General features: G+C 46.1%; 16 protein-coding genes. 5 read left to right on the plus strand and 11 right to left on the minus strand.

Features of this window, described 5'->3' with window-relative positions; genetic code table 11:
• The coding region (locus tag QUF61_RS06310) for a transposase (protein ID WP_407080049.1) at positions 1 to 718 on the minus strand (718 nt) is incomplete at its 3' end.
• Positions 719 to 1,873: 1,155 nt separating this feature from the next.
• Positions 1,874 to 2,488: a hypothetical protein gene (locus QUF61_RS06315; protein WP_289681010.1), complete on the minus strand. Its 615-nt coding sequence runs from the start codon at positions 2,486 to 2,488 to the stop codon at positions 1,874 to 1,876.
• Positions 2,489 to 2,825: 337 nt separating this feature from the next.
• Between QUF61_RS06315 and QUF61_RS06320 the strand changes: the two genes are divergently transcribed.
• From QUF61_RS06320 to QUF61_RS06330, 3 genes are all read left to right on the plus strand, one after another.
• Positions 2,826 to 3,878 carry an integron integrase gene (locus tag QUF61_RS06320; RefSeq protein WP_289681011.1) on the plus strand — a complete coding sequence of 351 codons (1,053 nt, stop codon included), beginning with the start codon at positions 2,826 to 2,828 and terminating at the stop codon, positions 3,876 to 3,878.
• A gap of 63 nt (positions 3,879 to 3,941) precedes the next feature.
• Positions 3,942 to 5,213 (plus strand): O-acetylhomoserine aminocarboxypropyltransferase/cysteine synthase family protein, encoded by a 1,272-nt coding sequence (locus tag QUF61_RS06325; protein ID WP_103921555.1) that lies wholly within the window; start codon positions 3,942 to 3,944, stop codon positions 5,211 to 5,213.
• Positions 5,214 to 5,222: 9 nt separating this feature from the next.
• A complete protein-coding gene (locus QUF61_RS06330) occupies positions 5,223 to 5,537 on the plus strand; it encodes an AF1514 family protein (protein WP_289681012.1) in 315 nt (104 codons plus the stop codon).
• Between the two features lie 52 nt (positions 5,538 to 5,589).
• On the opposite strand, the gene QUF61_RS06335 is transcribed toward QUF61_RS06330, so the two are convergent.
• The 7 genes from QUF61_RS06335 to recC form a co-directional block, all read right to left on the minus strand.
• Positions 5,590 to 7,200, minus strand: coding sequence for a thioredoxin fold domain-containing protein (locus tag QUF61_RS06335; RefSeq protein ID WP_289681014.1), 1,611 nt, complete (start codon positions 7,198 to 7,200; stop codon positions 5,590 to 5,592).
• Between the two features lie 131 nt (positions 7,201 to 7,331).
• Positions 7,332 to 8,057: a DsbC family protein gene (locus QUF61_RS06340; protein ID WP_103921557.1), complete on the minus strand. Its 726-nt coding sequence runs from the start codon at positions 8,055 to 8,057 to the stop codon at positions 7,332 to 7,334.
• A gap of 162 nt (positions 8,058 to 8,219) precedes the next feature.
• Positions 8,220 to 8,573, minus strand: a complete 354-nt coding sequence (rplS, locus tag QUF61_RS06345) for a 50S ribosomal protein L19 (RefSeq protein WP_103921558.1) — start codon at positions 8,571 to 8,573, stop codon at positions 8,220 to 8,222.
• Positions 8,574 to 9,320: a tRNA (guanosine(37)-N1)-methyltransferase TrmD gene (trmD, locus tag QUF61_RS06350; protein ID WP_103921559.1), complete on the minus strand. Its 747-nt coding sequence runs from the start codon at positions 9,318 to 9,320 to the stop codon at positions 8,574 to 8,576.
• 43 nt (positions 9,321 to 9,363) lie between these two features.
• Positions 9,364 to 9,864, minus strand: coding sequence for a ribosome maturation factor RimM (gene rimM / locus QUF61_RS06355; RefSeq protein WP_103921560.1), 501 nt, complete (start codon positions 9,862 to 9,864; stop codon positions 9,364 to 9,366).
• Between the two features lie 32 nt (positions 9,865 to 9,896).
• The gene (gene rpsP, locus QUF61_RS06360) at positions 9,897 to 10,163 is read right to left on the minus strand and encodes a 30S ribosomal protein S16 (RefSeq protein WP_103921561.1); all 267 of its coding nucleotides are present in this window, start codon (positions 10,161 to 10,163) and stop codon (positions 9,897 to 9,899) included.
• A 308-nt stretch (positions 10,164 to 10,471) separates the two neighbouring features.
• A complete protein-coding gene (recC, locus tag QUF61_RS06365) occupies positions 10,472 to 13,615 on the minus strand; it encodes an exodeoxyribonuclease V subunit gamma (protein ID WP_289681017.1) in 3,144 nt (1,047 codons plus the stop codon).
• Between recC and QUF61_RS06370 the strand changes: the two genes are divergently transcribed.
• Positions 13,604 to 13,798: a hypothetical protein gene (locus QUF61_RS06370; RefSeq protein WP_289681019.1), complete on the plus strand. Its 195-nt coding sequence runs from the start codon at positions 13,604 to 13,606 to the stop codon at positions 13,796 to 13,798. The genes recC and QUF61_RS06370 overlap by 12 nt on opposite strands.
• A 345-nt stretch (positions 13,799 to 14,143) precedes the next feature.
• Positions 14,144 to 17,746: a hypothetical protein gene (locus QUF61_RS06375; protein WP_289681020.1), complete on the plus strand. Its 3,603-nt coding sequence runs from the start codon at positions 14,144 to 14,146 to the stop codon at positions 17,744 to 17,746.
• 26 nt (positions 17,747 to 17,772) lie between these two features.
• On the opposite strand, the gene QUF61_RS06380 is transcribed toward QUF61_RS06375, so the two are convergent.
• A complete protein-coding gene (locus tag QUF61_RS06380; protein WP_289681021.1) occupies positions 17,773 to 20,586 on the minus strand; it encodes a CHAT domain-containing tetratricopeptide repeat protein in 2,814 nt (937 codons plus the stop codon).
• On the minus strand, positions 20,583 to 23,608 hold a 3,026-nt coding region (locus tag QUF61_RS06385; RefSeq protein ID WP_289681022.1), incomplete at its 5' end, for a CHAT domain-containing protein. The genes QUF61_RS06380 and QUF61_RS06385, both read right to left, overlap by 4 nt.

The following is a 23,608-nucleotide window of genomic DNA, read 5'->3' on the forward strand; positions in this document are numbered from 1 at the left end:
TCTTTTTAGACTCAGCAAAAGGTAAAAGCCATTGGCTTTGTGGTTCTGGTTTTGAGACTGATTTTTTTTGAATCTCAACTCTTGCTGCAAAAGAAGTAAATTCAGAATCTTCCGGGGTTTGGGCAATCGCGGCTCGTACCGGGTTAAGGTCAACATAGGCCATACAGCTAATTAAAGCAGCATCATCAAGCAAAGCCTGAGATTTGAAACGCCCTTCCCAGAAGCGCCCGGTACACTTATCTTCTTTATTCGCCTGGCGTGCAATTGGCTCGTTCAGACAACGCATAAACCAGCTTAAATCTGCCAAACGTTCCCGCCACAAGGTCACTTTTTCTTCATCTGCTGTCAGACGCGCAAAATAAGCGTTGACCACTTCAGTATCAATTTGTTTGTCATCAGAATCTTTTAACGCCTGTGGTGGAAACAAAGTACACCAACGCTTGACTACTTCTTCAGCATCCCAGGTCAAACTCTGCTCATAATCCACATGCAGCACCAGATGATAATGATTACTCATAATGGTATAGGCACAAACCTCAACCGCAAACTGCCCAGCAAGCACTTCCAGCCTGTCCAGTATCCATTGCCGTCTGTGTTCATAATTGCAGCCACTTTGCTTGTCAACGCCACATAAAAAAGCGCGGCGCACAGCGCGACTGATGCAGTGATAATGACCGTTGATGTGTTTACTGACTTGTTCTTTGCGTGGTGTGGGCATGGCTTTATCCCTCTTTGAATTTAGATTTTAGGACAGGATAACAGAAATGATAAGATTTGAATATATTTTAATGGCTGTCTTGTAATTCCCTGCTGTCTTGTAATTCCCTCCCCTGTGACCTGTATAGTTCGCTGTGTACGCTTCACCTCTCTTGTTCACGTTTGCAGCAGACTTAACCGCTTGCAACGTTCCGCCAAAGGCGCAACACTCGCTACTGGTGGTTGGTTAGACCTTCTTGTAATCAATTACTTGATTACACCAGACAGAGACTTTCACTCTGTTAGAAATGACAAGCTTCGCTTGTTGCACTGTGGATGTCTTTAAAATTTCAACATAAAAAAGCGCGGCGTACAGCGCGACTGATGCAGTGATAATGACCGTTGCTGTATTTGCTAACTTGTTCTTTGCGAGGTGTAGGCATGGTTTTATCCCTCTTTGAATTTAGATTTTAGGACAGGATAACAGAAATAGTATTTTTTTCAAATTTTGTGGATGTCTTCTAATTTTTGTTGGCTTCCATTACCCACTAAGATGTCGCCATCTGCATTAAATAAGACTAACGATGCTAATTATAGCTTCAGGGATGTGCATATCCCTGTGACCTGTATAGTACGCTGTGTACGCTTCACCTCTATTGTTAACGTTTGCAGCAGACTTAACCGCTTGCAACGCTCCGCCAGAGGCGCAACACTCGCTACTGGAGGTTGGTTAGACCTTCTTGTAATCAATTACTTGATTACACCAGACAGAGACTTTCACTCTGTCAGAAATGACAAGCTTCGCTTGTCGCACAGTGGCTGTCTTGTAATTCTAACTGGGATCGGTGAGAACAATGTCAACCGCTCCACACAAAGGTGAGCAAGAGTGGGAGGGTTCAACGTGCCATTTTACAGAGTACACCAGTAAAAAGGGGATTTGGCACCCGAAGGCGAGTTGGTACAAAAACAGGGAGTAGTGATGATTATTTGGGGGTGATACCCCCAAACCCCCATTGTTGTTAGCTCTGTGCTTGCTTGAGGAATATTGATGTAAAGAAAAAGTGAAAAAAACTTGACATTAGCGGGGTGTCCATATATGCCTTCTAATTTATCACCCTGAAAGAAGCGACAAGCTTTGCTTGTCGCACTGACGCTACCGCTTATGCGCCCTACCGCGCTATTTCTCTGTAGCTCCAGTTAATCCAAAACTCATAGGATTTGAGTTTTGTTGATGTTGCATATTGACTTCATAAGTGACAGTACCACCAAAAGGTAATTGGACATCAACACATGGGATATGTAATGCACCAGATGTGTACGTGGCTCGACAGTTGTCATTATTTGAACTGGGTTGTTCAAAGTTTATTTGTAACTCAATAAAACTTGTGCTGTCAAATTCACCAGCTAAATTAAGGGTTATGAAATCTTGCCCAAAAGCTAGTTCTTCAATTGCAACATTGGTTACGTTAGTTGCTATTACGCTTTGTATATCTTTGCTAAAACCAGTAAACCGATAGCCATCAAAAGTATTCTCAACATATGAGCTACTGTTTTGGTAATCAATAAAAATGCTGGTAGCCTCAGGGTTGAATACAGCATGGCCATGTGAAGTTATCCCATCACTATCTCCAGCAACTACAATTGTAGATACAGGATCACGAAAACTAGTATTCAAATCTGGGTAGAATCGTTCAATCGTTAATTGATCGCCAAGCATATCAGCTTGTGCTATCCCAGTGAATCCAACGCTTGCAACAATTGCAAATACCATCAGTACATTGCATTTTTTCATTAGTTTCTTCCTTATATTAAAGTTAAGTTTGTATGATGCTTAGAGGAGGATATGCCTTTATAACATTAAACATTTTATCCGCACTATACGCCCCTGTAATTTGACAATCAAGCAGAGATACCTGATACTTTTCTAACTGGATATCACGCCTGAAAACCTTGTTATTCACATTTTGATATACTGATATGCGCCCAACCCCAGAAACTTTATCTGTCACTTATGAACGCTGCTTGGCTCAACAAGGGATAACGATTACTGAGCAAATTCATTACAAAAAATGCTTAGGTTATTATCATGATTTTTGTCATAAATATGCTTTGGATTTACGAGTGCGCCGATGAAAACCATTCACCCAAAAAACTTATCTTTGGATAATCCGCCTCCTGCTTCCATTGCGGCTGAGTCCGTAGTGCCTTTATCTAAAAACAGCAGTTGGGTCTGGGTATTTGATAAATTGTTGCAGGCGATTAAGGTTCGGAATTATTCAGCAAAAACCTTGTCTTCATATCGAGCCTGGGTGCGTAAATTTCAGACTTTTACGCAGAGTAAAGTGCCTGATTTATTAGATATGGAGGACGTTAAAGGTTTTTTAACGGACTTGGTGGTTAATCACAAGGTATCCGCTTCAAGCCAGAATCAAGCATTCAATGCTTTGTTATTTTTGTTTCGACATGTGCTGGAGAAAGCATTTGAGCCTATAGAAGGCGTTGCACGGGCAAAGCGGCGTCAATATATTCCTGTGGTATTGTCACGCGAAGAAATTGATAGCGTGATTGTAAAGTTGCGTCCACCCCATGATTTGGTGGTGAAATTGTTATATGGGTGTGGCTTGCGTTTGTTAGAGTGTTTAAACTTGCGCATACAGGATTTTAATTTTGATACCTTAAAAATTCGTGTACATGATGGCAAGGGGAACACATCCAGAACAGTACCCTTGCCCGCCAGTTTGGTGACAGAACTACAAACACAATTGGAAAGGGTCAGAGAGGTTTATCAGGCTGATATTAACACAAATTTTGATGGTGTCTTTTTACCTGAGTCCTTAGGGAAAAAATATCAAAATGCAGCTAAAGAATTTGCCTGGCAATGGTTTTTTCCTGCTAAAACGCTCACCTATGTAACTGAGCACAATGAACGACGGCGTTACCATTTTCATGAGTCTCATGTGCAAAAGGCTATTAAGGGTGCAGTGTCACGGGCGGCATTGACGAAACGGGCAACAGCGCATACTTTCAGGCATAGTTTTGCCAGTCATTTGTTGCAGGCAAATTATGATATTCACACAATCCAGGCATTACTGGGGCATAGTAGCGTGAAAACAACAATGATTTATATACGCACTTTGCAAAGCCAGACTTTGAAGGATGCTAAAAGTCCTTTGGATTTTTAATACCTATAAGGTGGACAAACAATAATGCCATCCACCATTTTTCCATCCCATTGAGAGGAAACGATGAAATTAGAATCTATTGCATTACATGAAGGTTATAAGTCTGAAGAAACAACCAAGTCTGCGGCAGTTCCCATTTATCAGACGACATCCTATACCTTTGATGATACTCAGCATGGTGCCGATCTTTTTGATCTTAAAGTTGCGGGTAATATTTATACACGCATCATGAATCCCACCACCAGTGTATTGGAGCAGCGTATAGCTGCGATGGAGGGGGGTATTGCCGCCCTTGTCGTAGCCTCCGGCATGGCTGCTATCACCTATGCTTTGCAATGCATTAGTGAGGTTGGTGATAATATTGTGAGTACCAGTCAGTTATATGGTGGCACTTACAATCTGTTTGCGCATTCACTGCCCAGGCAGGGTATTGAAGTGCGATTGATAACACATGATGATTATGACGCTTTCGATAAGGCCATTGATGAAAAAACAAAAGCCATCTTTTGTGAATCGATAGGTAATCCTGCCGGTAATGTCGTTGATATTGCCCGTCTGGCTGAAATAGCGAAGAAGCACGGCGTCCCCTTGATTGTTGATAATACGGTTGCCACGCCGTACTTGTGCCGCCCTTTTGAGCTGGGTGCTGATATTGTTATCCATTCGCTCACCAAGTACATTGGCGGTCATGGCACGTCAATTGGTGGTGCGATTGTCGATTCCGGGAAATTTGACTGGGTGGCGAACAAAGCGCGCTTTCCGGTGTTAAATGAACCCGATCCTTCTTATCATGGCGTGGTTTATACCGAGGCTCTGGGTGAGGCTGCCTATATTGGTCGTTGTCGCGTGGTACCGCTGAGGAATACCGGCGCGGCTATCTCGCCGATGAATGCGTTTCAGATTATGCAAGGACTGGAAACCCTGGGTCTGCGCATGGAGCGTCATTGTGAAAATGCGGAAAAGCTTGCGCAATATCTCAAAAAACATGACAAGGTTGAGTGGGTCAATTATGCAACCTTAGCCGACAGCCCCTATTATGAGACTTGTCAAAAAATTACCGGCGGCAAGGCATCCGGCATTTTAAGCTTTGGCATTACTGGTGGCATTGCCGCTGGCACTAAGTTTATCGATGCCCTGGAAATGATATTGCGCCTGGTCAATATTGGCGATGCGAAATCCTTAGCCTGTCACCCTGCCTCGACAACTCACCGTCAGCTTAATGAGCAAGAACTCGCCGCTGCGGGTGTCAGTTCAGATTTAATAAGGATATCAGTGGGTATTGAGCATATTGATGATATTCTTGCTGATGTGAGTCAGGCTTTAGATAAAGCATAAGAGGTTTTTATGGGCTACTGCAAATTACCAAGTGCGCCGGATTATTCCAAACTGGAACAGGTATTCATTGAGAAAGATCCGGCGATTAATGATTATCTTCAGGCCATGTCCGTTGCCAATAAAGTTGCCGAGGACAAACTGGGTGAGGCTATGCAACTTTCCTGGTATGACCGGGATCGGGATTTTGAGTCGCCTCAACATGCCAGCGAATGCCATATGAACAGCGCAATACCGGGCTATGTGGATTATGCGCTGTATCGAGATGCCAGCTTGCGGGTGGTTTTTGAAGATGAGCGTTTTGTATTTTTTTATCTGAAAATTTAGTGTATCGGCTAAAAAAATATTAAATTTTAGTAAAAAACCTAATCAATTCAGCTTACTCCAGTATGACTTGAGGTGTTGCCATGTATTCCATTAGTTCATCAAAACTGACATAACCACTGATTGCTTCCCCTGTTTCTAATACAATGCCCGGTGTGCCAAACAATTCCAGGCTACGCCCCAGTAAATAATGTGCGGCAACACTTTCTTTGCAGCTTGTACTGGGTGGTGGGCTGGTTTTAAGTTTTTCCGGGTTTAATAACAGGGCTTCAATATCCTGTAAGCACCAGGCGCGTGCCAGCAAGTCTGCTTCCGCACTTTCCAGGCCATTTTTAGGAAATGCCAGATAACGTATTCGTACCCCGGCATTGCGCAAATAGGGAATTTCCTGATATTGCGATGTACAAAATGGGCAGGAAGCGTCAACAAATAAACTCAAGGTATGCTTGACCTGCATTTGCCCCGCCTGCCCCGCTGGCAATGTTGGCTCAAATACTATCATGCTTGATTCATCCAGCATATCCATCATTTGCCGACGAATTTGCTGCACCTGGGAATCAAATAATTCAGGATGTTTTTCCAGTAAGTTACTTTGAAACAAGTAATTGGTATCCTCACTGATTTGGAATAAATAAGACCCCACTTCAGCCAGGTAAAACGTATCAGATTTGGTAAAACGAATATATTCGGGGTTAAAATTATTCAGTTTTAAGGCTTTCAGCTCAGTTTTTAATAATTGACTGATCTGAACAGGTGGTGTCACAACTTCGACAGGTTCGCTGAGCATTTGTTCCGGTGTATCCTGTTCACCAATCCAGGAAAAAGTGGTGGTGGGTAATAATACTCCCTCATCCAGATATTGCAGCAAATCATGGGCACTGCTGTAACCCGTTGAAGCAGAACCACCTTCAAACAAAATGGTGGGTGTACCCATCAGTCCCAGGGCATTGCCAAGGGTAATACTGAATTCCAAATCACTACGGCAATCTTCCTCATCCATGGGAAAACCAGAAAACCCCGCATCCAGATTTTCCTGGCGCTCAGCACTGCACCAGATGCGCGTCATATCATATAAACCCTGGGAATGCTCCCCCAGACGCGGAAATGGTAAATAGCGCACCCGCACGCCTGCTGCATTCAGCGTTGGAATTTCCTGATGTAAGTTCTGGGAAAAAGGACAAGTGGTATCGGTAAAAATTGTCAGCGTATGCTGTATGCTTGATGTTGGCTCATACACTACCATCCGGGATTCATCCAGCCATGACAAGGTTTCACGGATAACATCGGCATAATCCACATCGGCAAACAGCATATGATTGGCATTGCTGAAACGACTGCTATGCATACTGAATTTACCATCTATGCTGATATCAAAGACATAAGGCCCCACCTGGGCCTGATACAGTAGTTTGTCGGTTTCCGGTGGTAACATTTTTAATGCGGGCAGGTTTTGAAGGCCTAAACCTGATAGGCTGATTTCCTGTATCAGTTTTTGCCGGGCCAGTTTGGGAATTGAATCAATGGCGACAAATAAGCGCGCAGGCGCGGCATTGTCAGCAATTTCTGCTGGCTTAGAGGGGACTTCGTTCATTGCTGCGCTGACAGCGAAGCAATGGCATAACAAACTACCGGTTAAGGCAAAAAAAAGTCGGGATAGCAATAACATCCACGCCTCCTGAAATAAATCAGATGAAATAAGGCGTTGATTTATAAATTTTCAGACGCAAGGCATCTGAAAATTTATAACTATCTGCACCCACCCATGTTTGAGCATGGGTGAATAGCTTAGGCGCTATTTTATTTCATCGCTTCAAGGTATTGAACAAGCTTATCTGCCGGGGCGTAACCAGGCAGTAACTCACCGTTTGGCATAAGCAATGCGGGGGTGCCGCTTACGCCCATTTGCCGACCAATGTCATATTCTTTAGTGACGGGGTTGGCACAGGTTTTCTCTGCAATTGATTTGCCAGCTTTGGCATCCGTCATGGCGGTGAGTGGATCTTCTGCGCACCAAACCGATACCATAGTGTTATAAGTCTTTGAACGGGGGCCAGAACGCGGGAAAGCCAGATAACGCACTTCAACTCCAGCTTTATTTAACGCGGGTACTTCTTTGTGCAATTTTGCGCAATAAAAGCAATCGACATCGGTAAATGCAGTCAGCGTGTGTTTGGTTTTGCCTTCAGGTTTGAAAATAATCATTTCCTTGTCAGAAACCTGATTTAAGACATTCAAGCGCAAGCCATTACGACGCTCTTCGGTCAGGTTACGTCCCTCTTGTTTAAGATCTAAAATGTCACCGCCACGAATAATATAACGACCATCTTCAGTGGCATAAAAAATATAATTATCTAATACCGCCTCATATAAACCCGCAACCGGTGCTTTCTGAATGACTATCTTATCGATATTGGCTTGTGGCCCCAATAACTGTTTCAACGCTTCCTGAATAGCAGGTGGTGCGTTTTCCGCATGAATATTTAAACTAAAACATAAAGTGATTAATCCAATCAATAGACGCATGAGCGTTTTCCTCTTAACAAATAAAATAAAATCTATAGGCAGTTTTAAATAAAACCACCCTTGAATAAAGACCTAAAGGAGTAACATTTTTTTTCGCAGGCATAAAAAAAGTGATATACCCAAAAGATATATCACCCCTTTTTTATCAAATACTGCAAACTATTATTTTTTTGCAGAAATTTTTTCTTTAATACGTGCAGCCTTACCGCGACGGTCACGCATATAATACAACTTGGCCTGACGTACATCACCACGGCGTTTAACTTCGATGCTGTCAATCAGCTTACTGTAGGTCTGAAAGACGCGCTCTACGCCTTCACCATTGGAGATTTTGCGCACAGTAAAAGCGGAATGCAGGCCACGACTGCGTTTTGCAATGACCAGACCTTCAAAAGCCTGTAAACGTTCGCGGTTGCCTTCTTTAACTTTAACCTGAACCACGACGCTGTCACCTGGACGAAAATCCGGGATTTCGCGATCCATTTGTTCCGCTTCCAGTTGTTGGATGATGTTCATTTACTGTCCCTCTGTCTCATATTCATCAATAAATTCTTGTAACAAAACCTGTTGCTTTGCATCCAGGCACTTTTTTTCCAGCAAATCCTTACGTCGCAGCCAGGTTCTACCGAGTGCCTGCTTTAAGCGCCAACGTGCGATTTGTTCATGATTGCCGCCCAGCAACACGGCTGGTACCGTCTGCGCGTCAATTTGTTCGGGTCTTGTATAATGCGGATAATCCAGCAGCCCAGCATAAAAAGAGTCTTGCCCCGCAGAATCTTGATGACCTAAAGCACCCGGAATTTGTCGGGTCAGCGCGTCAATCAATATCATTGCCGGCAGTTCGCCACCGCTTAAGACATAATCACCAATTGACCATTCTTCATCAATGTCTCGTTTTATCAGGCGTTCATCTATGCCTTCATAACGCCCACAAACCAGCAATAAAGCTGAAGACTGCCCCAGTTCCGTGATACCGCTCTGATCCAGTTTACGCCCTTGTGGCGATAAATAAATCGTTTTACAATCAGGCAAAACCTGTTTTGCCTGATTAATCGCTGCACGCAGGGGCTGTACCTGCATCAACATGCCTGGGCCACCGCCATAAGGCCGGTCATCAACCTGGCGATGTTTATTATTTGCAAAATCTCTGGGATTCCAGCTTTGCAGGGTGATTTGTTGCTGTTTTAAGGCCCGTGCAGTAATACCGCCGCAAGCCAAAGTTTCCAACATTTCTGGAAACAGCGTAATAACCCCAAAATTCATCTGGCAAAATTCATCTGGCAAAATTCATCGGCATCTGACAGATTTAAAAATCCGCATCCCAATCAACCTGCATGATGCCCGTATCTAAATCGATATCTAAAATAACATCACCCGGTAAAAAAGGGATCAAATGCTCTTTATCGCCTTTCACAACCAAGACATCATTAGCACCCGTTTCAAATAAAGATGAAACATCGCCCAATACAATATCCTGCTGATTAATGACTTTCAGTCCGACTAAATCAACCCAATAATATTCATCTGCTGCGCTTGTTGGCAATTGCTCACGTCTTATACAGATATCCTGCTGTAATAACAAACTCGCCGCATCACGATCATCGACCCCTGATAGCTTGGCAACAATACCTTTGCCATGCACACGGCCTTGTTCTAAGACCACAGGTTTTGACTGAATCAGCCAAGGCGAATAATCCAGAATATTTTCTCTGGGACGGGTGTGTGAAAAGATTTTCACCCAACCCTTAACGCCATACAAGCCGCTGATCGAACCAACAACGAGTCTATCTTGGTTTTCTCTTGCCATATAAAAAAGTGCCGAAAAAACCGCAGTATGACTTAAGCGGCGTCTGCTGCTTTTTGTGCTTTACTGGCTTGTTTTACTAAACCGGCAACGCGATCAGAACACTGTGCGCCATTTGACTGCCAGTACCCAACACGATCCAGGTCAAGGCGTAATTTTTCTTCACTACCTTTAGCGACTGGATTAAAAAAGCCGATACGTTCAATATACGCGCTGTCACGACGACTGCGAGAATCTGTGACCGCAATATGATAAAAAGGACGCTTTTTAGAGCCGCTACGCGACAAACGAATCGTAACCATGCATTACCTCTGAAGTATTTTCCCGGAACTATCTTCTGGAACAGTATTCTTGTTTGTTTGCAATGTTTACAATGCAAACGTAAACCGGAAATTATATGCAATTTAAAAAAAGATAACAAGTTTAAAACGCAAGTTTTAATCACTTTTATAAACAATTTTAGAGCCTAGATTATTTTTTACCGCAGAATACGCAGAAAACACAGAAAATAACCTAAAGTTAATCCATTCCGCGTATTTCAGCAAATTCTGCGGCGAAATCTACGCTAGTATTCCCTGCTCATGGATATAATGATGACGTAGCCCAGGGCCTAATGCTGATGTACTAATAAAGGCAAAAAAACCTGCTCCGCGATACTCTCAAATGCTTCATTTAAGGCTTCACCATGCCCGAAGCAACGCTGTGACCAGACATCCTGCTCACCGGGCCATTGCAAATTACCTTCCCATTGCGCGCGCGCCGCTCTTCTGGCATCTTCCACTGATTTCCCCTGATGAATTTTCTGCGCAAACGCATAACTGCTTTTGGGAAAAAACGGCAAAGGTGATTGCAAACCTGACCAATATAAATCTAATAACTGCGCAAGCTGGTTTTTGGCATCATCTACCGGTTTGAACATAAGGTTTTCATCCCGAAACAATAAATGACTTTCGCGGGGGTAATCCTCCGGGGCTATAGCATTAAGCAGCAAATGCTCCAGCCAGTAGCGCAGGCGTTTATTCGCGTCACATTTGCTGACCTGATAACGTAACAAATACTCCGGATAAATACCTTGTAACTGCCCGCTAATCTGACGATTTTCTGAGATATATTGAAATTCCAATCCTTCCAGGGGCGTTGCTGCTGATGCCATGCGCACTTGTGCTGCAAACTGCTCGATTTCATCTGCGGTCTGCTGATAGCGATACGCACCCACCGCGCCAGGAGGCAGTTGTCCATGTGCTAATACCAGCGGATAACTGTCACTGGTGGATTGATCGTCTAATTGCTGTTTCAGTAACCAGTTTTTTAAGCTAAAGGCCTCCAGTCCGCTTAAATGTAAAGCCTCGTTATCTTCGCTGGCAGCCATATCAGGATCGAGTTGCAGCTTTAGACGCTCCTGTAATAACCAGCGGCTGGGATTGCGGAAAAAACTTTGTAATTGTTTCAGGCTCAGGCTACGCAAGGCCGAGTCGGGTTCCGGCAGCGGTTTACGAATAAATGGACTTTTAGCAACGGGTGCGCTTTGTAACAAGCGACTGGCAGCGAGATATTCTTGAGCATAACTTAAGCGATCCAGTTCCGGGTTAAAATAACAGGGACTGTAGGCTTGCAGTGCATGTTGCCGGGTTAGCCAGGTTTTGCAGGCGATGCCGTTAGCCATGACAAAATGTAAATCCAGATAATTAAGCAGCTCGCTGACCAGCACCGAAGGCGGTTGCAAGCTGTTATCCTGGATATTCTGCCCAACATAACTGATATACAGGCTTTGTCGCGCTGATAACAGGGTTTCCAGAAATAAATATCTATCATCCTGACGTCGTGAGCGATCCCCGGTGCGCGGTTGCACAGCGATGCGATCAAATCCCAGGGTTTTGTGACTGCGCGGCCAGCTACGATCATTCATGCCTAATAAAGCAATAACCTTAAACGGAATACTGCGCATGGGCAACAAGGCGGAAAATGTGAGTTTACCACTTAAAAATCCAGGGCTGATGGCATTTTGTTGCACGGCCTGCTGTAACCAATGCTCCACCACTGACAAGGGTTGTTTTTTCTGAAATTGTGCGGTTTCAGTTTCTTGCTGAAACCGGTATAAAGCGGCACGAATATGATGCATTTCCCGCTGGGTATTATCCGTGGCCTGAAAAAATTCGAGCATGATCTGCTGTAATAAATCTGCCCATTGCGCAGGCGTATGGCTTTGTTTTAAGTCTTGTAAACGGCTGAATAAGGCTTTAAGAAAATCCAGCAGTTTACCCAAAACCACCGAATCATTGCCTTCAACCTGAGCCAGCGGTGCAATGCCCTGATATAAGACCTCATCGGCGCTGCTCATGCTGTAACCCAGTAGCAGCCTGTCCAGACCAAATTGCCAGGAGTTTTCCCGAAACTCAGGTAAATCCAGTTGCGTGCGGCTGGTTTCATCTTCGCCCCAGCGCACCCCGCTACGTTCCAACCACAGAGACAGCATATCCTGATCAGTCTGGTGCAGCTCAAATTTTTGTAAAATGCTGTCATACTCCAGCAGACTGAGTACCGCGCTTTTTGGCAAACGCTCGCGAGACAGCGCCAGCAATTTAAAAAATGGTGTAATCACCTGGCTATCATGTTGCTGACTGCGATCAGCGATAGTTGAAGGGATATAACGTTTATTGTGACTATTAAACACTGCCTGCACCAAAGGCGCATAAGCATCTATATCCGGTGTCATCACCAGAATATCAGAGGGTTTAAGTTCGGGATCAGCTTCAAATAACTGCAATAAATGATCATGCAGTACTTCAATTTCCCGCAGTGGACTGTGGCAGTTATGAATTTGCAGGGAATGATCATCTAAAGCCACGCTGCGCGGATGTCTGCCACTGTCCTGTCCCGCCAGCATGGTGTTTTGCAAGGCCAGCAGCAGATTTTTACCGGAACCGGGCTGAAAATGGGCTTGCAGACGTGGCTGCTGTGTTTCCAGCAATTGCAGAAAATCCTGATTGAGCTTACCCATAGAATGCGCCAGTGGGTGTTGCTGTCGGCTGGGATGCCAGGACGGACTGGGGCTGAGTAAAAACAGCGACACCTCGCAATGCGGACTTAAAGCGGCGAATAATTCCAGATAAAACGGCGGCAAAGCAGAAATACCAAATATTGACAAGCGCCGGGGCAAGCCAAAAATTTTTTGTTTTTGACGCAGATGCGCCAAAACCTGTTGCTGAATATCCACCTGATGATGTAGTTTGCCGTTGTTTTCAGCATTGTTGCTGTCGGCAATGAGCAGACGCCATAAACAAGCCTGCCAATGTGTATAGGATGCCGCATCGGTTTCCCATTGTCTGATCCAATCCGGGCGATACACCTGATACTGATCCAGCATATCAGCAATCCGCCAAGCCAGTTGCCAGACCTTCAACGGCTCCATTTCTGCACCCAGATACTGTTGCAAAGGTTGAAAAGCCGCTTGTTCCAGCACGGTGGGCAACAAACGCATAATCCGCCATTGCAATACCGCCGGTTCAAACGCGGCGGTATCAGGCAGTCCCGGCAGGCAGGTACGATACAAACGCTGCACCATTTCTCTGGGAAAGCGGTATTGGGCATTCGCCCAGATGCCAAATTTCTGCGCCAGATTGATGGACAACCAGCGCCCCATGCCATGACTCTGCACCAGAATCTGTTCTTGTTCCAGCGGGGGTAAAGGCTTTACGATGCTGGCAGCGAGTGCATCCAGCAGAGTTTCCAGGCGATTACTGGTGTGGATAATCATGGTTTTGATATGCTGCTTAATAAATGGAAAGGGTCAAAAGATAACATAATTCAGGATATTGTGCTTTATCCAGAAAATACCTTGTTTCAACGTGAAACTTACTACACTTCTTCGGAAAAATGGTGGATTATGGCTGCATTACCATCCAAGTTGAAAGCCACAGTTTTTGTCATTCCCGTGTAGAGGTGAGATGGTGTATGCTGAATGATATCCCCTTTTATCTCATAAGGTTTGCCATTTGGAAAAAGTCAGGGGGGTGTTTCACTGAACTGCGATAAAATAATTCTGTTTACAAACGCAGGCTTTTGGCCTTCCCTCTTTGCGGGAGAGAATTAAGGGGGGGGCAACACCTTCATTGCTGGCTTAAAAAGTGCTTTTTAATCACCGCGCCCTGACCTTCGCCTGCAAGATTGGGGGCTTCAGCTCATGCCTGTTTCCCAAGTTAATGGCAATGGGGCTAATCAGGTCGTTGGAGATCTTATAATATCAACAGAAGTCATTAACATTCGATATTCAACGGAGAAAACCATGTTGGGCCGTTCATGCCAATTAATAAGTGCTTTATTACTCTTGCACAGCCCCCTGTTATGGGCTGTTTCAGCTTCGGTTGGTATTTTGGGAGATGGCTATACGCCCGGTGTTGATTATCAATTACGCGGCATCGTGCCAAACTCTCTGACCCTTTCCAGGGAAACCTTGTATTTTCTGCAAGAAGATGATGGTTATGCGCAGGTCAATACCGATACCAGTCTGCCGACTCCGGCGGGTAATGTGCTGAATAATAATCTGGATGCAAGCTTGCGTTATTGCCTGGAGCATGAGGTTTCTGTCAGTATGCCGGTTTATTTGCGTCTGGACTTAAATGGCGCGGTGTGGGCGCAGCCGCCGAATCAAGTATTAGTTGAAGAGGGAGAGGCCGCGCAACCAGTATTAAACAAGGTAATTGATGCTGGCAATGGCACTGTCGGGGATGAAGTGGTGAATGTGGGATTCCTGGAAGCGGGCGTGAACGGGGATGATTTTGTAGTCTTAAAAATTGAGCCAGCTACTTTTTTATTTTCCGGCACCTGTTTAACGCTGAAATATGTGGCCAGTGGTACGCTTGCTGGCAGTGCGGGTTTATTGGATAGCACCGGCAACTTATCGCTGCGCTTGCAGCCCAGTATTGATAAGGTCAGTGTATCTGCGCGGGTTTATAGTTTTACTGATGCCATCGGCGCAATCAATGCACCGGATGCCACGCCGGTATTGGAAGCAGCAAACAATGACTGGCTGGAAGTGAAAAATCAGTTTTTATTTGAGCGCACCCAGCTCGCAAACGTGCAAGTCAATTTGAACGACCCTGCTTTTCCCGGTCAAAGCCTGGTTGAGATCGGTTTGGCAGATGATATTCTGATTTCTAATAATACGGCAGATAAAACCGCTGCTGCCATGAGCTTTAAATTGTATTCAGATTCAAGCGTTGATGATCCTCTGCCACTGGCTGAACTGGATTTTTTACGCCTGCAAATCCAGGGGAGTTCAACTGGCCTTGGTTTACTGGGTGGCTTTGTTGATAGTGATGGTAACGCGCAAACCGCAGGCACGGCATTGAGTTTAACTACGCTGAATTCAAATCGATGGCAAGTTGAGCTACCAGGCAATATGATGAGCAATAATACTGACTTGTTTCAGGATGATCTGGTATTGCAACTGGCCCAGAATGGGATACCGGTAAATCAGCAAAGCGCACATCTTAGCGCCAGTATTCAACTGAGCAATGCGCTGCATCCACCGCTACTCAGAAACCTGCACAGTGATAGCGCGGCTGCGCCCAGTTTTCAGTTCACGCCGTCTACACCAGGCCCTCATTATTTCTCTCTGCCGCCACCTGATAAAATAATCAGCATGAGTGCCAGTCTGGGGCATAGTGTTACCACAGGGCTGGACATCATCAACCTGGGTAACAGTGATTTGAATTTAGTAACCGCCAGCTTCTCTGGTATAGATGCCAGTGCTTTCACCTTGCTGCCTCCTGCCAGTGATTTTCCCCTTACCCTGCCTGCGGGCGGTTTGCCCTTATCCCTGTCAATTCGCTGTACCCCCGGTCATACCGGTTTATCCTCTACCAGTTTACGCATTAACAGCAGTAATACAGCTCAAACTGAATTTAGCTATCCACTGGCATGTCAGGGCATCGGTCAGGCACCACAGGATATTTTATTATCCAATCACAATATTCAGGCGGATGCCACAGCAGGCAGCTTGATTGGCATTCTGAGCAGCATCGATCCTGATCTCGGTGAAACCCATCAATATCATATGGAAACCAATCCAGATGATTTATTTGAGATTCAAGGCACACGATTACAACTGGCAGCAGGCAAACAAGTTGATCCAAATACCCAGACTTATAGCTTACATATTCGCAGTGCAGACAGCGGTGGCTTGAGTTTCAGCAAAAGCTTTATCCTCAATGTACTACCTGCCGCCAGGGCTGATTTCAGCGCAAAGCTGCGCACCCAGCAAGGCCTGGTTGATACGCTTAATATGCCGGAAATGATTGAATTGCACGGTATCATAGAGGCCAGGGCGCAGGATGTGGGTAAAAATGCACAAATCATACTATTAATCCGCTATTTTCCCTTGCCGGGACAAAGTTTTGATTTTCCGTTTACCCTGGCAGAAAACCAAACTTTGCTGACTACCCAGGAATATTTGTTGTATCAAGGCCGTTTACTATATTTAGCGGGTGATTTTGAAGTCTATCTGACTTATACCCTGGATGATGGCAGTGTACAAAGTGGCCTGGCTAAAACTTTTAGCGTAACGCCAAATCAAGCACCACAGGCTGTTTTTTTAGATGGTAATCAAATTGCAGAAAACAGTCCGGCAGAGACTTTAATTGGACTATTAAGCACTCAGGATAATGACCGAGAGGACTTTTTCCAGTATGCCCTGCTGCAAAACCCAGGTTTTCCTCTGCCTTATTTTGCTATTCAGGATGATGAACTGCGTCTGGCGAATAGTTTTCCATTGGATTTTGAAGATACGCCGGAACTGGAGATTCAGGTGCGCAGCATCGATAGTACGGGGGCCTTTATTGATCAAAATTTTATTATTAAAGTGCAGGATCAATTAGAACATCGTATCAGCGGTGAACTACGCAGCCAGGGCCAGGTGTTACATGGAGAAAATGGTGGCTTACCCGTGATTTACGGTATTCAGGCTTTCTCTGCACATCTGCGTATTTTGCCTGACACCCAGCACCTTGAAAAAATGGCGCGTATCCATTGGTCTTTGACGCTAACGCCCGATAATGGCGATATGCCAAGCACTTATGCGACAGACTTCAATGATATGCTCTTGCAGGAGCAAATGGAATTTTTACTGTTTGAGCAGGTTCCCTTACTTAATACAGGACAGGTTGAAATTCATGCCGGTTACAGTCTGCTAGAAGCAACAAGCGATGGTCAATGGCAACTGGCAGCATCCGCACCCCATCCGCAGTTCACTAGCAAAATTCTGGCATTTGAAATCCAGCCAGGGCCAGTACTGGATGAGGTCTTGCCACAAAGCCCTCCTGTATCCTGTAACTTGCCTTATCAAAGCCCACATAGTATTGATTTATTAACACCTGTCAATTTGCCGCCAAGCGTGGATTTATTTAATGCCATTAATCAATTGCCGCTACTGCAAGATAATCATCTCAGTATCAGTCAGCATCCTGAGCAGCATTATTTTTATCTGGATTTTGACGAACAACGTTTTGCCTGGTTTGTCAGGCAGGCCGAGTATCTGGACGCTCCAGAACAAATGGGGGTATTGCTGGCACCCGATGGCAGCTTGCAATTAGATACCACGGCTCATATCACTTTGTATGCACAACCTGCAATACAGGATATCTGCATTTTGCAGAATGCTTTAATAGCAGCGGGTTATCAAGCGGGTATCACTGTACTGGATAATGGCAATCTGGAAATTTTTCATACAAATGGTCAACGTCTGGCATTACGTCCGCAAGCTTACAGCGAGCTGTACGAGGAAATCACAACAAACTATTTTGAACTGGATACCGGACAAAGCTGGGGGCATTTGTTTTATCAATCGCCAGAAGGCTGGCGCAGTCAGTCTTTTATGGTGGTGCCGTAACAAACTGAATTTTGGTTTCTATAAATTCAGCGACTCTCCACTAACACAAACGCAGCCCAATCTTCAACAGGCTTGCCTGCCTTGATGTAAGCCAATTTCAGAGCATGCAACACTGCCGCTGGGCTGCTTTCCCCTGCCTCGTTTACCAACCAGTGGCGGTAGAAAGTATCCATGAACTTATAGGCTTTGGCATCATCAAGTTTTTTCAAGCTCATCAACACCTGCCGTGCCCCGGCCATGCGGAAGGCACGGAGCAGGCCGTACACACCTTCGGAATAGTCCACCACGCCCTGGCCGGTGTCGCAGGCAGAGAGTGTCACCAGTTCGGTGCCATCCAGGGCCAAGTCGGGGACTTCAAGGGCATATAAAATCCCATCTTCACCGTCTCCTGTTTCAAGCGAATCACCGCGCAGGCCGTCATTGGCATGCGCCAGAGCCAAGCCGGAAAGGACCAAGGGGCGAACCGACCAGGGATTTTTCTCCAGGTAAAAACCGTGTGTGGCGAGGTGTAGTATGCGCGGCGCTTCGTCGAGTTTTTTCAGGCTCGCCTCGTCCGCTTCAGCCTTCAGCCATAACAACGCATCGCCTTTGTCCACGGCGGCGTTGAAGTAACCGCGCACGCTTTTGGCTTCCCGTTCCGTAGCAGGCAGAGGTTTGAAGCCGCATTGGATTTGCTCGGTGATGCTGCGATGGCGGTTGTCGGCAGAGCCTTTGCAGTCGTCCTTGAGTAGCGGACCGTAGTCGATGCCACCCACCGCCACCAGGTTTTTGGCTTTTTTCTCTGAAGGCATACGCAACAGGTCACGCGCATTACTCAAACGATGCAGGGCTTGGCGTTCAATCCAATAACGCCCATCCGTGAGCTTCAAACGCTCGAAGTTGAGCAGGTGCAGCCAGTGGTCGGGGACAATATAAAGTTGCGGATAGACCGCCAGGTGTTCGTCCAGTGCGCCGAACAGGCGGGTGTACAGGGTCGCCGCGGCTTGTTCGTTGCCGGTTTTGAGTTTTTCGCCCAAAGCCAGGGTTTCTTCCACCGTGCCTACGTCCAGCAGACGGATTTCTTTGTCACCTTGGGCGGGGAGCAGGAGGGCTGCGTAGTGGGGGGCTTGGAGTTCATGTTTTTCGGTATCGTAAGGCCGGTAGACCTTCAAGGCTAGCAAGGCGCTGTTTGGCGGCAGGGCCTTACGCACGTCATTCAGTTCCAGCTTGCGAATTTCCAGGTGTTGTTTGGCTGCACGGCTGAGTTTACTGAGTTGGACTTCCAGTTCGTTGAGTTTATCCAGATTGGTTTGCAGGAGTTCGGGGGCGATACTTTTTTGGTTAAGCAAACGGCTTAAGTAGCTGCGTTGGTATTGAATTTGTTGGGCAAGTTGTTGAACAGGCGAGCCTTCTTCAGCTTGACGGCTGAGGCTTTGCAGGAATAGTGCTTCCTCACCTTGAACCTGATTCCAGCGTAATAATACAGTTGCGGCAAATTGCCCTATTTCTGCGGACGAGTATTGGAGCGCTAAATCCAGGGTCAAATCTTGCAACACACTTTGCTGGCGAAGAAAGCGCCGTTTTTGTGATTCTCCCAGCGTTGTCGCAAGTTCTATCGCCACATGGTTTAGCGCAATATTCTGCAAATCTTCAAGTTGGGATAACACCTGCTTTGGTTGCTTCAAGGTTAAATATAAACGGCTGAGGTTTTGTATTGTAATCGCGGTATCAGGATGATGGTTTCCCAATACCTGCTTACGGGTATCCAGAGTTTGAAGGTATAAGGCTTCGGCATCTTTGTGCTGTCCCTGAGACATATGCAAAGCTGCCAGGTTATGCTGGCTGAGCAAGGTATCTGGGTGTTTTTCTCCTAATATTTGAGTGCGAATTTGCTCAACGCGCAGATACAATTCAGCAGCCTCGTAATAGCGGTTTTGCGCACGATATAGGCTTGCCAGATTGTTGAGACTGAATAAGGTATCAGGGTGCTGTTCTCCAAGCAGTTTTTCCCGAGTACGCTTAACTTGCAAATATAATGTCTCTGCCTCTTCATAACGACCTTGCTTTCGATATAGTGCCGCCAGATTGTTAAGGCTGAGCAATGTATCGGGATGTTGTTCTCCCAGTATTTTTTCCCGTAGTTGCCGCACCCGCAAATAAAGCGATTCGGCTTCATCATAGCGGCCTTGTTGCCGATAAACAGCGGCCAGGTTATTCATGCTGACTAAGGTATCGTAGTGCTCTTTTCCCAGACGCTTTTCACGAATGCCTAAAGCTTGCAAGTTCAAAGACTCCGCTTCACCATAGCGCCCTTGCAAGTGGCGCATGGTTGCCAGATTGCTGATACTGATTAAGGTATCACGATGCTTTTCGCCCAATATTGCGATACTGATATTCAGATCACGTTGAAATAAATCTGCTGCTTCAGCATAACGGCCTTGAGACTGATACAGCACGGCAATACTTGCCACGGCAATTGCTGTCCCGGCATGACTCTTTCCCAGTATCTGTTCATAAATACTAAGGGCGCGTTTTAAGTGGGTTTCCGCTATCGCATAGTTACCGGAAACCCAGTGTAACTGTCCCAGATTAATTAATGCGGCGGTAGCGTTCGAATGCTGTTCGCCTAACGCTTGTTCAGCATATTGCCATGCTTGCTCAGCTTGCTGTAAGGCTTCTTTAATACGACCAGCCCGACGCAGTTTCAGCGTTGCAATATTCATTGCTTTGACACGTTGTGCTGGTTCCATTGCTGCGGCGATATTGGTTGCATGGCTGAGTGTATCTTTGCCGAAGGCACTCAAACTTATGACAAACAGATACAATAACAGCCCGATAGCATGATATGTCTTAACTGTCACAATACCTCCACCAGCACATACGGTGCCCACATCTCCACGCTTTCGCCCTTACCCAAAAAATGTAGTTTAGTGTCGCGCAGGGCTTTAGCCGGATTTTCCAGCCCGCCGGATTCCAGCCAACGGCGGTAGAATTCGGTCATGAAGCGAAAAGCTTGCTCATCGTCCACTTTGCGCAGAGTCATCAACACGTTGCGGGCACCGGCGACACGAAAGGCACGAATCAGGCCGTAGACGCCTTCGGCATAGTCCACTACGCCTTTGCCGGTGTCACAGGCGGAGAGGGTGACGAGTTGAGTGCCTTCCAGATTGAGGTCTTGCACTTCCAGAGCGTATAAGATGCCGTCTTCACCGTGTTCATCACGTTGACCGTGGATGCCAAGGTTGGCGTTGGCCAGGGCCAGACCGGACAGCACCAGGGGACGGCCCAATTCCAGGCGGTCTTCCAGATAAAAACCGTGGGTGGCGAGGTGCAGCACTTGCGGGGCGTGGTCGAGTTGCTTGAGTTTATGTTCAGTGGCATCAGCGCCCAGCCAGACTTGCTCCAGTTTGCCGCTTTGGTCGTCACCGTGGGCGGGGGACCAGAAGAATTGCGGGATTTGTTTGGCTTCTTTACGGCTGGCTGCCAACGGTAAAAAGCCTTGTTCCAATTGTCCAGCCAAGTTGCGTTGGGTGTCAGTGAGGGCGGTTAAATGTTCCGGTGCGGGTTGCAAACCCGCACCGACTACGGCTCCCGTGCCTTTGACGGGTCGTGTCCCATAATCGATACCGCCCAATGCCACCAGTCCTTTGCCTTTTTGTAGCGGCGGCGGGCGCAGCAAATCACGGGCGTTGCTGAGGCGGTGCAAGGGTTGGCGCTCAATCCAGTAACGTCCGTCCGCCAGGCGCATGCGCTCAAAGTTGAGTAGGTGTAGCCAATGATCGGGGACAATATAAAGAGATTCGTAAGCTGCTAGTTGTTCATCCCAATCGGCGAACAACTGTTGATATAAGTCTTTTTCCGTCTGTGCTTCACCGGCTTTGAGTATCTGACCAGATAATCCAGTTTCCTCTACCGGTCCTAAATCCTTTAATTGTAAAGCCGTTTCCCCACTGTCTTCGGCGGGTAATAATAGCGCTAAATAATGCGGAGCCTGTAAAATCTGTTTTTCCGTGTCAAAAGGTCGATAAGCTTTCACCGCCAGCAAGGCACTACTATGTGGCAGTTCGCTACGCACACTGTTCAGATCCAAACTGCGCACTACCAGATGTTGTTTATACAGCCTGCTGTGGCGGCTGAGTTGAACTTCCTTTGCAGCCAGCGTGTTCAAGAGGGTTTGCAGCGTTTGCGAATTGACCTCTTTTTGGTTGGCAAGAAAGCTGAGTTCCTTGCGCGTGGCGCGGATTTGTTCAGCGAGTTCTTTAATTTGCGGGTCACCGGACTGACGACTGAGGCGCTGCAAAAACAAAGCTTCTTCACCCTGCACCTGATTCCAGCGTAGCAGTACAGTAACAGCAAATTGGTGGGTTTCTTTGGATGGATATTGTACCGCCAAATTCAAGGCTAAATCTTGCAATACGCTTTGCTGGCTTAAGAAGCTGCGCTTTTGCGCTTCACCCAAGGTGGTAGAAAGTTCTATTGCAGTATAACGCAGGGCGGCAGTTTCTAAATGTCGAAGTAAAACCAATGCCTTGGGTGCTTGTTTTAGACTTAGTTGCAAACTAATCATACTTTGCATTGTATGCATGGTATCAGGATGCTCTTTACCCAGCACCTTTTTTCGAGCACGTAAGACTTGCTGGAATAAAGACTCGGCTTCACCATAGCGTTCTTGGGCTTGATAAAAATTTGCTAAGTTATCAATACTGGTTAAGGTATCGGGATGTTCCTCTCCCAATACCTGTTTGCGAACGAGCAAGGCTCGCTGAAATAAAGGCTCAGCTTCGTGATAGTTGCCTTGAGCTTGATAGAGATTTGCCAAGTTATTAACACTAATTAAAGTATCGGGATGTTCCTTCCCTAAAATTTCTTCACGAACGCGCAAAGCTCGCTGAAATAAAGATTTAGCTTTTTCATAACGATTTTGAGCTTGGTATAATAATGCCAAGTTATTGATGCTAATCAAAGTACGAGGGTGTTCCATACCCTGTTTTTGCTCATTCATATCCAAGACCAGTTGATACAAAAATTCAGCATCGCTGTAACGATTCTGTTGATAATACAATCCGGCTAAGTTATTTATGCTGGAAAGAGTGTGTGAATGCTCTTTCCCCAACACCTTTTCACGACCGATTTTAGCATGTTGATACAGCGACTCGGCTTCTCCATAACGGCCTTGAGCTTGATATAACACCGCCAAGTCATTAACACTATCGAAAGTTTGGGGATGTTCTTTGCCTAGAACCTTTTTAACCGTATCCAAAGCTCGTTGATAGAGTGGTTCAGCTTCGTTATAACGTCCCAACCGCATAATACAACTAGCTAAGTTACTAATACTTTTTAAGGTTTCTGGATGTTTCTTACCCAATTTCATTTCACGCTCATATAAAACTTGCTGATATAATGGCTCAGCCTCACTATAACGGCCTTGAGAGTAATACAATACCGCTAAAGTATTGATGCTATTCAAGGTGGTAGGGTGTTCCTTGCCAAGTATCTTTTCATTCATGCGCAAGACCCGTTGATACAGTTGCTCGGCTTCGCCATAGCGGCCTTGGGCTTGATATAAAAAAGCTAAGTTGTTGAGACTAGTCAATGTTTGGGGGTGTTGCTGGCCTAGTATTGCTTCACTCACGCGCAAGGCCCGTTGATACAGCGGCTCGGCTTCGCCATAGCGGCCTTGGGATTTATACAAGCCCGCCAGGTTGTTGACGCTGATTAAGGTATCGGGATGTTCCTTGCCCAGCACGGCTTCACGAACGCGCAAGGCCCGTTGATACAGCGGCTCGGCTTCGCCATAGCTGCCTTGGGATTCATACAAGCCCGCCAGGTTGTTGACGCTGATTAAGGTATCGGGATGTTCCTTGCCCAGCACGGCTTCACGAA

Source organism: Candidatus Venteria ishoeyi (assembly GCF_030378065.1).
Classification (GTDB): domain Bacteria; phylum Pseudomonadota; class Gammaproteobacteria; order Beggiatoales; family Beggiatoaceae; genus Venteria; species Venteria ishoeyi.

What these genes read in the sequence shown, in the direction of transcription:
- QUF61_RS06315 (WP_289681010.1), bottom strand. Translation starts at nt 2,488, where the DNA reads ATGAAAAAATGCAATGTACTGATGGTATTTGCAATTGTTGCAAGCGTT.
- QUF61_RS06320 (WP_289681011.1), top strand. Translation starts at nt 2,826, where the DNA reads ATGAAAACCATTCACCCAAAAAACTTATCTTTGGATAATCCGCCTCCT.
- QUF61_RS06325 (WP_103921555.1), top strand. Translation starts at nt 3,942, where the DNA reads ATGAAATTAGAATCTATTGCATTACATGAAGGTTATAAGTCTGAAGAA.
- QUF61_RS06330 (WP_289681012.1), top strand. Translation starts at nt 5,223, where the DNA reads ATGGGCTACTGCAAATTACCAAGTGCGCCGGATTATTCCAAACTGGAA.
- QUF61_RS06335 (WP_289681014.1), bottom strand. Translation starts at nt 7,200, where the DNA reads ATGTTATTGCTATCCCGACTTTTTTTTGCCTTAACCGGTAGTTTGTTA.
- QUF61_RS06340 (WP_103921557.1), bottom strand. Translation starts at nt 8,057, where the DNA reads ATGCGTCTATTGATTGGATTAATCACTTTATGTTTTAGTTTAAATATT.
- rplS (WP_103921558.1), bottom strand. Translation starts at nt 8,573, where the DNA reads ATGAACATCATCCAACAACTGGAAGCGGAACAAATGGATCGCGAAATC.
- trmD (WP_103921559.1), bottom strand. Translation starts at nt 9,320, where the DNA reads ATGAATTTTGGGGTTATTACGCTGTTTCCAGAAATGTTGGAAACTTTG.
- rimM (WP_103921560.1), bottom strand. Translation starts at nt 9,864, where the DNA reads ATGGCAAGAGAAAACCAAGATAGACTCGTTGTTGGTTCGATCAGCGGC.
- rpsP (WP_103921561.1), bottom strand. Translation starts at nt 10,163, where the DNA reads ATGGTTACGATTCGTTTGTCGCGTAGCGGCTCTAAAAAGCGTCCTTTT.
- recC (WP_289681017.1), bottom strand. Translation starts at nt 13,615, where the DNA reads ATGATTATCCACACCAGTAATCGCCTGGAAACTCTGCTGGATGCACTC.
- QUF61_RS06375 (WP_289681020.1), top strand. Translation starts at nt 14,144, where the DNA reads ATGTTGGGCCGTTCATGCCAATTAATAAGTGCTTTATTACTCTTGCAC.